Source organism: Gillisia sp. JM1 (assembly GCF_000424645.1).
Classification (GTDB): Bacteria; Bacteroidota; Bacteroidia; order Flavobacteriales; family Flavobacteriaceae; genus Gillisia.
In genome coordinates this window covers 1,619,159-1,632,862 of record NZ_KE384218.1, presented here as the reverse complement: position 1 = coordinate 1,632,862, position 13,704 = coordinate 1,619,159, and the positions used below count along the sequence as shown (strand labels likewise).

14 protein-coding genes and 1 riboswitch are annotated in these 13,704 nt (G+C 33.7%); of the genes, 10 read left to right on the top strand and 4 right to left on the bottom strand.

Annotated elements, in window-relative coordinates; all coding sequences use genetic code 11:
* Positions 1–3: 3 nt before the first annotated feature.
* Complete coding sequence (locus H033_RS0110460; protein ID WP_155827778.1) at positions 4–456, bottom strand: hypothetical protein; 453 nt, start codon at positions 454–456, stop codon at positions 4–6.
* Complete coding sequence (locus tag H033_RS0110455) at positions 443–952, bottom strand: RNA polymerase sigma factor (RefSeq protein WP_026838282.1); 510 nt, start codon at positions 950–952, stop codon at positions 443–445. The genes H033_RS0110460 and H033_RS0110455 overlap by 14 nt, the downstream gene beginning before the upstream one ends.
* Positions 953–1,074: 122 nt before the next feature.
* On the opposite strand from H033_RS0110455, the gene H033_RS0110450 reads away from it, so the two are divergent.
* Entirely contained in the window at positions 1,075–2,535 is a 1,461-nt protein-coding gene (locus H033_RS0110450) for a S41 family peptidase (RefSeq protein WP_034886187.1), read from the top strand.
* 178 nt (positions 2,536–2,713) lie between these two features.
* On the opposite strand, the gene H033_RS0110445 is transcribed toward H033_RS0110450, so the two are convergent.
* Positions 2,714–4,648, bottom strand: coding sequence for a TonB-dependent receptor plug domain-containing protein (locus H033_RS0110445; RefSeq protein WP_026838280.1), 1,935 nt, complete (start codon positions 4,646–4,648; stop codon positions 2,714–2,716).
* Between the two features lie 63 nt (positions 4,649–4,711).
* Positions 4,712–4,982: riboswitch (cobalamin riboswitch) on the bottom strand.
* 70 nt (positions 4,983–5,052) lie between these two features.
* Here H033_RS0110445 and H033_RS0110440 point away from each other — a divergent pair.
* The 8 genes from H033_RS0110440 to H033_RS0110405 all read left to right on the top strand — a co-directional run bounded on the left by H033_RS0110440 (position 5,053) and on the right by H033_RS0110405 (position 12,766).
* Positions 5,053–6,186, top strand: coding sequence for an ABC transporter substrate-binding protein (locus H033_RS0110440; RefSeq protein ID WP_026838279.1), 1,134 nt, complete (start codon positions 5,053–5,055; stop codon positions 6,184–6,186).
* On the top strand, positions 6,187–7,218 hold the full coding sequence (locus tag H033_RS0110435; RefSeq protein WP_026838278.1) for an iron ABC transporter permease: 1,032 nt from the start codon (positions 6,187–6,189) through the stop codon (positions 7,216–7,218). It abuts the gene before it with no gap.
* A gap of 25 nt (positions 7,219–7,243) precedes the next feature.
* Positions 7,244–8,014 carry an ABC transporter ATP-binding protein gene (locus H033_RS0110430; RefSeq protein ID WP_081661831.1) on the top strand — a complete coding sequence of 257 codons (771 nt, stop codon included), beginning with the start codon at positions 7,244–7,246 and terminating at the stop codon, positions 8,012–8,014.
* A 299-nt stretch (positions 8,015–8,313) separates the two neighbouring features.
* Positions 8,314–9,738, top strand: a complete 1,425-nt coding sequence (gene rmuC / locus H033_RS0110425) for a DNA recombination protein RmuC (RefSeq protein ID WP_026838276.1) — start codon at positions 8,314–8,316, stop codon at positions 9,736–9,738.
* A 4-nt stretch (positions 9,739–9,742) separates the two neighbouring features.
* Positions 9,743–10,891 (top strand): serine hydrolase domain-containing protein, encoded by a 1,149-nt coding sequence (locus H033_RS0110420; RefSeq protein WP_026838275.1) that lies wholly within the window; start codon positions 9,743–9,745, stop codon positions 10,889–10,891.
* Position 10,892: 1 nt separating this feature from the next.
* Positions 10,893–11,261 carry a hypothetical protein gene (locus H033_RS0110415; protein WP_026838274.1) on the top strand — a complete coding sequence of 123 codons (369 nt, stop codon included), beginning with the start codon at positions 10,893–10,895 and terminating at the stop codon, positions 11,259–11,261.
* A complete protein-coding gene (locus tag H033_RS0110410; protein WP_026838273.1) occupies positions 11,261–11,806 on the top strand; it encodes an acyl-CoA thioesterase in 546 nt (181 codons plus the stop codon). The genes H033_RS0110415 and H033_RS0110410 overlap by 1 nt, the downstream gene beginning before the upstream one ends.
* A complete protein-coding gene (locus H033_RS0110405; protein ID WP_026838272.1) occupies positions 11,807–12,766 on the top strand; it encodes a bile acid:sodium symporter in 960 nt (319 codons plus the stop codon).
* 13 nt (positions 12,767–12,779) lie between these two features.
* Here the strand turns inward: H033_RS0110405 and H033_RS0110400 are convergent, their stop codons facing one another.
* Positions 12,780–13,172 (bottom strand): DUF423 domain-containing protein, encoded by a 393-nt coding sequence (locus H033_RS0110400; protein ID WP_026838271.1) that lies wholly within the window; start codon positions 13,170–13,172, stop codon positions 12,780–12,782.
* Positions 13,173–13,263: 91 nt separating this feature from the next.
* Between H033_RS0110400 and H033_RS0110395 the strand changes: the two genes are divergently transcribed.
* A complete protein-coding gene (locus H033_RS0110395; RefSeq protein ID WP_026838270.1) occupies positions 13,264–13,665 on the top strand; it encodes a hypothetical protein in 402 nt (133 codons plus the stop codon).
* Positions 13,666–13,704 lie beyond the last annotated feature (39 nt).

Below are 13,704 nucleotides of genomic sequence, written 5' to 3'. Positions count from 1 at the left end.
TTATTATTGTTCTTTGATAAATTTGTTTTTGGTTTTATTGAATTCATTTAAATATTTTAGATCTTCTCTTCCATCACTAAAAACATCTGCTACCATCTTTAGTGTTTCTTTGGTTTTTAAATAAGCTTGTTCAGGGTCTTCTATAGTTCCTAAATTTTGATCTTCTAATTTCTTATTAGTTAAATCGTTAAAAAATAAAAAACTCATTATTATTAAAATACTTGCAGCAACTCCTGCATAGGCCCATTTTCTTTTAGGAGTAGATTTTAATTGGGAATCTTTTGGATACTTGATCTTTCTTGATTCAGTATTAAAATTGAAAATACTTTTATAAGCGATAAATTCTTCAGGAACTTCATTAGTGCTGAAATACTTCTTTAAATCCCTTTCTTCTTGAAGAGACGTCTCTCCCTCTTCATATTTCTGCAATAAATTTCGCAAATTATTTAATTCCATATCCATGCATTTTAAGTAGTTCTTCTTTTATTTTTTTTCTAGCTCTAGAAAGCGTAACCCTAATTGCCGGTTCATTCATCTTAGTGATTTCAGCTATTTCGCTATAATCATACTCTTCAATATCCCGCAACTGAAAAATCACTTTTTGCTGTTCCGGTAGCATTTCTAAGATTCTTTCTATGTGCTTAATCTCATCATTTAACTCTGCCTGAGAATGCACCGATAATTCATTACTATCATAGTTACTGTGAATTATGCTTAAATTATTATTAGACCTAGCTTTTAATTGATCCAAACAGTAGTTTTTAGTAACCGATATCATAAAGGCTTCTATATTGGCATAGTCCTTGACCTTATCCTTTCGATTCCAGATCTTTAAGATCACTTCCTGAGTTGCATCTTCTGCTGCTTCTTTCGATACAAGCAAACGAAGTGCCAAACGGAACATTTTATCTTTGACGGGATCTATTAACCTTAAAAAGGTATGATGTTTCATTAAGTTGGTTGGTTTATTTATAACCCTCTTATACTTTAGACGATTTGAATCAAACTTTGTAACAACAATTTTGTATTTATTGCAAATTTGTCTTTATTTTTAGAATCTTAATTAAAACTACTATGAAAATTTTTAAAACCGTACTACTTACCCTGCTTTTTGGCACAGTTTTTACCTCCTGTTCTAGCGACCAAGATGACGAAAAACCAGCTGTAGCCATTGGGCCAACACCTGAGACTGTCGATCTAACGGTAGAAAATTTTGTTTACCGTGGTATGAATGAAATATACTTATATAAAGCTGATGTTCCTGTTTTAGCAGATGACTTTTTTGCAAACGAAGTAGAAAAAAATGATTTTTTAGATAATTTTGCTTCGCCTGAAGATTTGTTTTATGATGGTTTAACGGCTTCTCAAGACAGGTTTAGCTTTATTGTTGATGACTATGTTGAACTTGAAAACACTTTTAGTGGAATTAGCAAAACTACTGGTTTATCTTATGGGTTAGTAAGGTATTGCCAGGGATGTAGTGAGGTATTTGCATTTGTTAGATATATATTACCAAATACTCCAGCAGCAGACTCTGGTCTTAAACGAGGAGATATTATAACTAGAGTTAATGGGCAACAAATTAATGACACTAATTTTGGAAGTTTATTTGCTCCAGACTCATTCACTGTAGGTCTTGGTACCTTAGAAGGAGATACCATTACAGATACCGATGAAACATTTGATCTTACTAAAATAGAATACAATACGAATCCCGTATTTATTGCCAAGACATTGGATATAGAAGGGCAGAAAGTTGGTTATTTAATGTATAATAGTTTTACTGCAGATTATGATCCACAATTAAACGATGCCTTTGGAAAATTTAAGGCAGATGGAGTAACAGATCTTATCTTAGATTTAAGATATAATGGCGGTGGATCTGTACGTACAGCAACAGATCTAGCTTCTATGATAACCGGTGGTTTTGCTGGTGAATTATTTATGAGAGAACAATGGAATGCGGAGTATCAAGCATTTTTTGAAAGCGATGCACCAGAAAGGTTATTAAATAACTTCAATACTACTTTAAAAACTGGAGAAAATATAAACAGCCTTAATTTGAGTCAAGTGTATGTGATAACTACAAATCGCTCTGCCTCTGCAAGTGAGTTGGTAATAAATGGATTAAATCCTTATATTAATGTAGTACAGGTAGGAGAAACTACTACTGGAAAATTCCAAGCTTCTGTTACACTTTACGATTCACCCAATTTTGGGAGAAATAATGCAAATCCTACCCATACGTATGCTATTCAACCATTAGTTTTGAAATCTGTAAATTCTGCAGGAGTTTCAGATTATGTAAATGGATTAGATCCAGATGTAGAAATCTCGGAGAACTTTAGAGAACTTGGTGTACTTGGTGATGTGAGTGAGCCATTATTAAATGCCGCTGTAAATACTATTTTAGGTAATAGAATAAGTATTGATAACAACTTTAAAAAGTATGAGTTTGTTGGTGAAAGCACTATGAAAGATCTTGACTACCAAAAAATGTACATAGATAATGTACCTGCTTTGATGGAAAAATAATTTCAACACATATCTCAATACAAAAGGGTTTCAACTAAGTTGAAACCCTTTTTGTTTTATTTTAAGCTAGCAATCAAGAACTCCAGGGTTGGACCACGAGGTATAGATTTCAGAAAATAGTTTTATGATCTCAATACAAGCTTCGAGAAATTAAACCCTCAATGAGCTCAATGAGGATTTAAAAATTTAATGCCAATCCAAATCTTGCATTTCTACCACGTGTGTTAAATCTATATATTTCTTCATAATCTTCGTTGGTTAGATTACTTATACCTCCAAAGATCTTTATATTTTCATTTACTCTGTGGCTTATATAAAAATCTAGCACATTATAACTTTTTAATGTCACCTCTTTACTTTCAAAAGTTTCATTATCGAAAAATGAATCGGTTCTATCATCATTAAATTGATAGGTCAAGGATGCAAAAGAATTAGTTGAAATATTATAATTAAGAGAAGCATTTAACTTGTGCTTTGGAATTCTCAAAGCAAATCTTTCTTCAGCTTCAGTAAAGGTGTAATTGGTTTTAAACCTCAGTTTATCAGAAAATGCATAATCCAGCTCTAACTCTACTCCACTTGCATTGAACTTTTCATCTATATTTCTATATTCAGAAATAAAGTTAACAGGATCTACCGTTACAAAATCTATATAATTGGTTGTTTCTCTATTAAAATAAACCGCACTAAACCTAAGCGCCTCTGAACTGAATTCTAATCCTGCTTCAACTGTAGCACTTTCTTCTGGATCTAAACCTATATTCCCAAAAGTACTGTCATACAATTGAAATAATGAAGGAGTGATATACGCGGTGCTATAAGAAGCCAAGGCCTTTAAATTGCCATTTTTTAGTTTAAGGTTATAAGATGGATTAATATTATATACCAAATTTGAACCATATTCACTATGAATATTTAGCCTAGCTCCGGTGTTTATATTAATTCCATTTCCAGATATATAAACCATATTTACATAAGGATCTATAATATCAAAATCTGCAACATCCTCACTTACCGTTTGCGCAAATTCGGTTTCTCCAAAAGGGATGCTATAACTATTAAAACTGCTGAAGACTCCGTTTAAACCAATAATAGTATGGAATTTATTATTGAATATATATTTATTATGAGCATCAAAAGCATAGACTTTGCTGTCATATTTACTTGGAAAATCAGAAATGATCTCACGTTTTAGTTCAGAATAACTATCGCTAAATATGAAGCTTCCATTTTTATAAGTGGCAACCCAGTGACTCCCCGTTCTAAACTGCTGACTATCCAAAATGTTATCTGCATCTGCATACATAAAGGCATCATCAAAAGAAGACTCAAAATCGTCGTAATTTCCGTAGAAGTAGAATTTTAACTTTTTACTTATCTTATATCCAACTCTTGCATACACATTGTATTTAGAAAATGGATTATCTTCAAAGTTTTCCTCCTCATTTTCTGAAGCTACCGCAGACATGTTTTCTGAATGTCTATTGCTAAAATTAACCTGATAATCGAATTTCGAAAGCTTTCCACTTAGCCCAACAGAATTATCAAATTGAGCAATGTTATAGTTTGCATTATTTTGAGTTTGATTAGTTCCCAATACAGATTGCAGTTGCAAACCTATCTTTTTATCAACTGGAGATTTTGTAGTGATATTAATAACCGCTGTAGCAGCACCAGAACCGTAAAGTGTGCTAGATGCACCTTTAATAATTTCTATGGAAGCTACCTGATCTAGAGGCAAAAGACGTAAATCGAAATCGTTCGATATTGCCGAAGGATCACTTAATTGTACACCATCTACTAATATAACCACCTGACGGTTTCTCCCTCCCCGAACATAATATCCTAAATTCTGTCCATCATTACTTCGGGCTCCATTAATCTCAATACCACTTACCCTGTTTATTACTTCAGGCAAACTTTGTCCGCTGCTTCTTTCCAGTTCTTTAGTGGTTATTTTCGTAATAACCTTCCCGCTGTTCTCGCGTTTCAATTCAAATTTAGAATCGATCAGGACTACTTCATCTAAAGTGTCCACTGCTGTTTCTTTTTGTTGTCCATAGAACAATCCGGTGCACAACAAGGCACCACAAATCCATAATTTTTTTAGCATAATTAAATTTTTGCCAGGAAAAAAGATGTAGAATGACCTACACCAAACTTTTATCCCGAAAGTTTGACATTAGCGAATGTTGGCAGGTCTCCTGGCTTGTGTCCTATTGTTTACCTTCCCATGCATTCGCACAGTGGTTTTAAGAAGTAGTAACAATAGACATCCCAATTATCCCGATACTATCGGGAAGGGACTAAACTTACAGTTGCGGGAACAGCTTTGGATTTTTTGTTTTCTGAATAATTACTTCGGAAAACAAGTCACCAAATTCCCTTTTAATTGATGCAAAATCGAATTATCGAAATGGCATCAAACCAAAAATTCAGCGCGAAATTAAACATTTTTTCATCTTCGGCTTTATAAAATTTAAATAATATTACTTTTGAGCCTTAAACCGCTAAACTTTGAAAAAACTATATTTTCTTTTATTTCTTGTACTTCTCTCTTCTTGTAAAAACGAAGAATCTAAGATTGGCAAATCAAATCCAACGGGAAAAACCATTTTTGTTGAATATGCCAAGGGTTTTGAAATAGAGCAATTTGATGGTTATAAATTGCTTACTGTAAAAGATCCTTGGCCAAAAGCAGATAAAAACTTTACCTATTTGTTAGCTGAAAAAGAATCAAGCATCCCATCTGAGGTTAGATATGATCTCAAAGTAACTATTCCTGTTCAAAAAATTGTTGTCACCTCTACCACCCACATTCCTTCTATAGAAATTCTAAATGAAGAACAAAGCTTGGTAGGTTTTCCTGGACTTGATTATATCTCTTCAGAAAAAACTAGAGCTCGCATCTCTAAAGGTCTTGTTGCCGAATTGGGCCAAAATGAATCTATGAATACTGAAATACTTATTTCGTTAGACCCAGACTTAGTTATAGGTTTTGCTATTGACGGAAACAATAAAACGTTTAGTACCATCCAGAAAAGCGGAATTCCTGTGATCTATAATGGAGATTGGACAGAAGAATCCCCATTAGGCAAAGCAGAATGGATCAAATTTTTTGGAGCATTTTATAACAAAGATGAACAGGCTGCAGCAGAATTTATTGAAATTAGAAACTCCTATCTTGAGTCAAAAGAATTGGCAAAAAACGCAAAATCTAGTCCTACAGTTTTAAGTGGTTCTATGTATAAAGATCAATGGTATGTCCCTTATGGAAACTCTTGGCAAGCCAAATTTATTGAAGATGCCAACGCCAATTATATTTACAAAGACACCAAAGGTTCTGGTAGTATTGCATTATCTTTTGAAAGTGTTTTAGATAAAAGTAAAGATGCAGAGTATTGGGTAGCTCCGGGGCAATTTCAATCTTTTCAGCAATTATTGGAAACTTCTTCCCATTATGAACAATTTAAGGCCGTACAAGACAAAAAGGTCTTTACCTACAGTAATTCTTTAGGCACAACTGGAGGAGTAATTTATTATGAGCTAGCTCCCACAAGGCCAGATCTGGTTCTAAAAGATCTAATTTCCATATTTCATCCAGAGTTATTACCAGATTATAAGCCAACTTTTTTTAAAGCCCTGCAATAAATGCCGTATACAGCAAGATACAAAGGACTTTTATTATTGCTTTTTGTTTTAGTGGTATTAATGGCGCTTGTAAATGTTAGCCTTGGATCTGTAGAGATTCCTTTAAAAGATATTTTCAGCATCTTATTCACAAAGGGAACAAGCCAAGAAAGTTGGCAATATATAATTTTAGAGTACAGGCTACCAAAAGTATTTACAGCAATCTTTACAGGCTCTGGACTTGCGGTAAGTGGATTATTAATGCAAACACTTTTTAGAAATCCACTGGCGGGACCTTATGTTTTAGGATTAAGTAGTGGCGCCAGTTTGGGAGTGGCAATAGTAATTATGGGAGCATCGGTTTTTGGAGTAGGAACCGCAGCTTTATTACTTTCAAAATGGAGCTTAGTGATCGCTTCAAGTTTAGGAAGTTTACTAGTACTTATAGCCGTTTTATTGGCTTCAGCAAAACTAAGGGACACTATGGCAATTCTTATTATAGGCCTGATGTTCGCCAGTCTAACCGCTGCGGTGGTAAGTGTTTTAGCCTATTTTAGTCCGGCAGCACAATTACAGCAATACATCTTCTGGTCTTTTGGAAGCCTTGGGAATTTATCCTGGCAGGAAGTTTCAATTTTGGCGATTTTCTGGTTCCTAGGAATAGTTTTGGCAGTATTTTGTGTCAAGAATTTAAATACGTTACTGTTGGGTGAAAACTACGCAAGAAGTCTAGGAGTTAAAATAAGTACCAATAGGTTTATAATAATTATTGCTACCAGTTTACTAGCAGGTAGTATCACAGCTTTCGCAGGACCAATTGCTTTTGTAGGTCTTGCAGTGCCTCATTTAATACGGCAAGTAATTCCAACAAATGATCATAAAATTTTGCTGCCTGCTGTAATTTTTGGGGGAGCAATACTTATGTTAGTTTGCGACATTGCCGCTCAATTACCCGGAACTGAATATACCTTACCAATAAATGCAATTACTTCAATAATTGGAGCTCCTGTTGTAATTTGGTTATTGATTAGAAAACGAAAATTTATATTTTAATATCAAAACATCTACTTCAAATAAAGTGATTACCGCCAATGATCTAAGCATTGGTTACCGAAATAAATCGGGTGATACCTGTATTGCTAGTTCTATTAACCTTGAAATAGAAGAAGGCGAATTGGTAGGGCTAATAGGCGTAAATGGTGTTGGGAAATCTACGCTATTAAGAAGTCTAAGCGGTGTGCAACCCTATCTAAATGGAGAAGTCTCTATTTTAAATAAGAACCTACAAAAACTTTCGTCCGAAGAGTTAGCAAAAACCATTAGTGTGGTGCTTACAGAACAACCGATATCCAAAAATTTAAGTGTTTCTGAATTGATTGCTTTAGGAAGACAGCCTTATACTAATTGGATAGGCTCTCTTTCTAAAGAAGACAGAAAAAAAATTCAAACCTCAATAGAACTGGTAAATATTGAAGCACTTAAAGATAAAAGATGTTTCGAGTTAAGCGATGGTCAACTTCAAAAAGTGCTTATCGCAAGAGCTTTAGCACAGGATACCCCTTTTATTATTCTGGATGAGCCTACCACTCATTTAGATATGTATCATCAAGCTTACGTGCTTAAACTTTTGAAGAAGCTAACGCAAGAGACAAACAAAAGTATTTTATTTGCAACTCATGAAATTAACTTAGCCCTTCAGCTCTGTGACAAAATAATAATCATGGAAAATGACAAAGTAATTGCTGGTTCTCCAAAGGAGCTTATCGAAAAAAATGCATTTTCAAACATTTTTCCTAGCGATCTTATTTACTTTGATAATGAATCGGTTTCCTTCAAAATAAGAACTTAGTAGATAAAGCGCTACTATCCAGAAGTTTGTTTTTTAAATCCTTTTTTTCCTTTGCTTCGTTTCTTTTGGATGAGCAAAAGAAATGAAGTGCAGAATAAAAAACAATTGGTTTAAGATTTTTGAAACAAAAACGATGGCCTTATTTTATTGATATTAAGCCCTTATTAATGCTTCTTATAAACTACTTTTTTAAAGTCATAGAAAAACTTTCTGATGTTACAGCAGATAAATTTAGAATTCAATATTATTCTCTTCAAAAGAAATTCAATTAAGTATATTTGAAGAAAGCGAATCTCTCTATGACTGATACTATTCTCACACCTCTCCTTTTCAGCATAGCTCTTGTCATGGGTATAGTGGTTGGGTATCTTCTTACCAAGCTTAAAATGAAAGCTAGTGTTGAAATAATTACTGCTGAAAATATTCAATTAAAACATCATTTAGAAGAAGTTAAAAATCAACATACCAGTATTTTAGAGGATATTAAAAAATCTAATTCTGAAGGCAAAGAACTTTTTGGAAAACAATTGAACAAAATTGAATCTGAGCGGGAATTTATAAGAAAAGAAAAGGATTTCTTGAGTACAGAACTAGCCATTAGAAACTCGGAATTTGAAAGCTTAGCACAAAAAAATTCTGAACAAAAAAAGGAAGTGGAACAATTACAGGAGAGATTCAGCAAAGAATTTGAAAATCTCGCAAACAAGATCTTCGATCAAAAATCGGAGAAATTCACTTTGATGAATAAAGAGAATATTCAGAATATATTAGATCCACTTGGAGAGAAAATTAAAAGCTTCGAGCAAAAAGTAGATAAAAATAACACAGATTTCATCCAAAGACATGCTCAACTAGGCGAACAACTAGTACATTTAAACAAACAAAATCTTAAGATAAGCGAAGAAGCCATCAATCTTACCAAAGCATTAAAAGGTGATAATAAAATGCAGGGAAATTGGGGAGAAATGGTACTAGAAAGGGTTTTGGAAAGAAGCGGGCTTCAGAAGGACAGTGAATATTTTGTTCAACAAAATTTTCAAAATGAAAACGGGAAAAGGGCGATGCCCGATGTAGTGATCCATCTGCCAGGAGATAAAAAAATGATAATCGACTCCAAGGTTTCTCTGAATGCTTATGAGCGCTATATGAATGAGGACGATGAATCTCAGAAATCATCGCATCTTAAGAACCATGTGATATCAGTTAAAAAACGGGTTGATGAGTTAGGTGCAAAGAATTACCATGCACTGTATCAAATGGAAAGTCCAGATTTTGTCTTGCTTTTTATTCCAATAGAAGCGGCCTTTGCAGTGGCTTCTAATAGCTATCCTCATCTATATAATGATGCTTTTGATAAAAATATAATTATTGTAACTCCTACTACCCTATTGGCCGTTCTCAAAACTATAGATAGTATGTGGCAAAATGAGAAGCAAAAACAAAATGCCATAGATATTGCCACTCAGGCCGGTGCTTTATACGATTCATTTGCTAATTTAACTGAAGACCTTTTAAAGGTTGGTAAGCAAATAGGAACCGTACAGAATACCTATGACAGCGCGATGAAAAAGCTGACTGGAAAAGGTAATCTTATTAGAAAAGTAGAACGTTTAAAAAAGCTAGGCGCGAAAGCCAGTAAACAATTGGACACTAAATTGTTAGCTCAATCTCAGGAAGATTTAGATGAAAATATAAAAACAAAGAGCACCACTGTAACTCAATAATTATATGAAACTATTAATAAAGCTATTTTTCCTTTCTTTCTTTTTTACTGGCTCGTTATTTTCGCAAACTACTTACTTCCCAAAAGAAAGTTCGTGGGAGGTTAAAGAACCTAAGGATTTTAAAATAGATGCAGCAAAGTTAAATGAAGCTATAAAATTTGCTAATGAAAATGAATATTCTGGTTCCAAAGACCTAAGAATTGCAATTCTAGATGGCTTTAGAAAAGAACCTTTCCACGAGATCACTGGCCCAACAAAGAAACGTGGTGGTCCTACAGGTATTATTTTAAAAGACGGATATATTATAGCTAAATGGGGAGATCCAGAAAGAGTTGATATGACTTTTAGCGTAACTAAAAGTTTTCTGTCTACCACCGCCCTACTCGCTTTGAAAAAAGGATTAATTGATAATTTTGATGATCCAGTTAACAAATATGTCTGGGATGGGACTTTTGAAGGGAAACACAATGCTGAAATTACATGGGAACACTTATTACAACAAAATTCAGATTGGAGTGGCGAACTCTGGGGTGGCTTAGATTGGGCTGATAGACCTCCATCTGAAGGTGATTTAGACAATTGGAAAAATAGAAAATTAAATATTCCGGGAACTGTATTCGAATATAATGATGTTCGTGTAAATTTATTGGCATATTCCCTTTTACAAGTTTGGCGCAAACCGCTTCCACAGGTTTTAAAAGAAAAAATAATGGATCCTATTGGCGCTTCTTCAACTTGGCGTTGGTTTGGATCTGATAATGCTTGGGTAGATCTTGACGGGTTAAAAATGCAATCCGTTACCGGAGGTGGACATTCTGGTGGTGGAATGTTTATTAATACCCTAGATTTGGCTAAATTTGGATTGCTTTTCGAGAATAATGGAAAGTGGAACAACACTCAATTACTTTCCACTGAAACTATAAAAGAAGCAGTTCAGCCTTCTATTCCTAATTCGAACTATGGATATATGTGGTGGCTAAATAAACCGGGAGATAGAAATTGGAAAGGTCTTTCAGAAGAGATCTTTTATGCTGCTGGTTTTGGAGGAAATTTTATAGTGATAGATCAAGCCAAGAATTTAGTAATAGTTACAAGATGGCTAGAGCCGTCTCAAATAGAAACATTTATGAACAAAGTATATAACGCCTTATAATATGAAAAGATTTTTATTTTATTTCCTTGGAGCACTCTTTGTATTTTATATTCTTTATTTCGTATTCGTAAGTCTAGTGCCTTATAGTGAAGGAACCAGAGCCGGCGAGCTAATAAAATTCAGCCATAAAGGAGTGATCGTAAAAACGTGGGAAGGTGAGATTAGCCAAGGAATTAGTGGAGCACAGATCTTTCAATTTTCAGTTTTAGATAGTAAGGATGAAGTTATAAAGCAGCTTCAAAAGAATGAAGGGAATTACGTAAAACTAACTTACGTGGAACGTTATACTACATTCTTCTTCTGGGGTGATACTTCCTATTTTATTACCGAAGTTGTAGAATCACAATCCCCACATTTTAGAGATCGATAATGGAAAGAAAACACAAAAGAATATCTGAATCTCAAGTAGAGATTTCCGAATTAATGCTTCCCTCCCATTCTAATTTCAACGGAAAGATCCATGGGGGTCACCTCCTATCCTTATTAGACCAGATTGCCTTTGCATGTGGTTCTAAACACTCCAGAGCCTATTGTGTAACTGCGAGTGTAGATACGGTAGATTTCTTAAAACCTATAGAAATTGGCGAATTGGTTACGCTAAAAGCGTCTGTGAATTATGTGGGCACAAGTTCTATGGTAATTGGGATAAGAGTAGAGTCTGAAAACATCCTATCTGGAAAAGTAAATCATTGTAATTCCTCCTATTTTACTATGGTAGCTAAAGATAAAGCAGGAAAATCATTACCAGTTCCTGGGCTTATCTTAGAGAATGATCATGATATTAGAAGGTTTGTAAAATGTATTAAGCGAAATAAAATGAAATTTAAGCGCCAAAAGGAATTTCATGAAACAGATTTCTCTTCTAAGGAATACATTCATTTATTAGATGACTATAATGTTAAAATTGAGCTATAATTGAAATTTAACGGGTTTATTCTAAGTTTATTTTTAGCAATTTTATTGGCGTTTTTCTTTCCAAAAGCACTCTCCAATCTTCCAATTGATATAATTACCGATGTTGGAATTGCTTTTATTTTTTTTTTCTATGGTTTAAAACTGGCGCCAGAAGAATTGAAGTTGGGCTTTCTAAATTATAAGGCACATATCCTTATTCAAATTTCAACATTTTTACTTTTTCCATTACTTACTTTTTTATTTATTCCGCTTTTTGAAGGTGGAACACAATCGGAATTATGGCTCTCTGTTTTCTTTTTAGGAGTATTGCCTTCTACCGTTTCATCTTCCGTGGTAATGGTGGCCATAGCCAAAGGAAATCTTCCAACAGCTATATTCAATGCGAGTATTTCTGGACTCATTGGAATTTTGATAACTCCATTATGGTTAAGTTTTTTTATGGCAAAATCTGGGGGATTCGATTTTTTAGTGATCCTTTATAAACTATGCTTACAAATTTTATTACCTTTAGTACTCGGATTACTATTACAAGGCTATTTTGGGAAATTTGCTCGTAGGCATAACAGCAAATTAGGCTACTTCGATAAAGCAGTTATTGTGCTTATAGTTTACAGCAGTTTCAGCAATTCTTTTAATTCAGGTTTGTTCGAAAGTATAAAGATGTATGATCTTTTAAAGATCACGGGTATTGTAGTTTTGTTGTTTTTCGCAATGTATTTCTTGATTGGCTTATTCTGCAAATGGCTTGGCTTCAATTTAAAAGATACGATAACCACAAAATTTTGTGGAACAAAAAAATCACTCGTTCATGGCTCTGTAATGGTAAAGATCATTTTTGGGACAAGTGCAAGTGTGGGAGTATTTTTGCTTCCTATCATGCTATATCATATCCTACAGCTTCTTGTAGTTACCATATTTGCTGAAAAATATAGAAAAAGAGTAGACCTAGTTTCAGAATAAAAACAAACTAAATTTACAGATTGATAGCAATTTCTGAGGCATTAATCGTAAACAAGATCCAACCAATTAATAATAACAAACCTCCTAGTGGAGTAATTGGTCCTAAGAATTTCCATTTATTATTGTTGGCAGAACTTAAGCATAGTCCGTAAATACTGAAGGAAAATAAAATAACTCCGAGTATAAAACACCAACCCATAATTTGCTGAGAAGTTTTTATAAAAGGAAAGATTACTCCTGAAATTATTATAATTAAAGCGTGATACATTTGATATCTCACACCGGTCTCAAAACTTTTTTGAAGCTCTTCAGAAAATTTATTTTTCAAGGCATGAGCCCCAAAGGCACCAAACAATACAGACAAGCCGCCTAAAATTCCACCAAATATTAACAATATATCTTTCATATGCTAAAATTACGTGAAATTCCCTATGTATAAAAGCAATAATTTTTAATAAAGTGCTAGAAGCCTTATCTTGTAAAAAAAAAGTTATTTTATGAAAAAGTCATTATTTATTATTGCTATCACTGCATTACTATTTACAAGCTGTAGCCCAAAACTCGTAGGAACCTGGAATGTAGACAGGTATGAAGTTGACAATCAAAAAGGACAAAACATAACCACTCAAAACGCAGGTGAAATTATAATTAATAAAAATGGAACAGGTGAAAAGAACATAAATTATAGTATGTTTCAAAATGAATTTAGTGATTTACAGAAATTTCGCTGGAACATGCAGGGAGAAGATCTTATTACCATCACTAGCACCAACTCTATTGAAAAATCAGATTTTGACAAAACATGGATAATGGTTACCAATTCTAAGAAAAAACAGGTTTGGAAATCTACAGATGGAAGAAACTCTGTTCAAATACTGGAATTGAGCAAAAAAGATTAAACAAAAACTACAAAACAAAAAAAATGCTGCCCTTTGGCA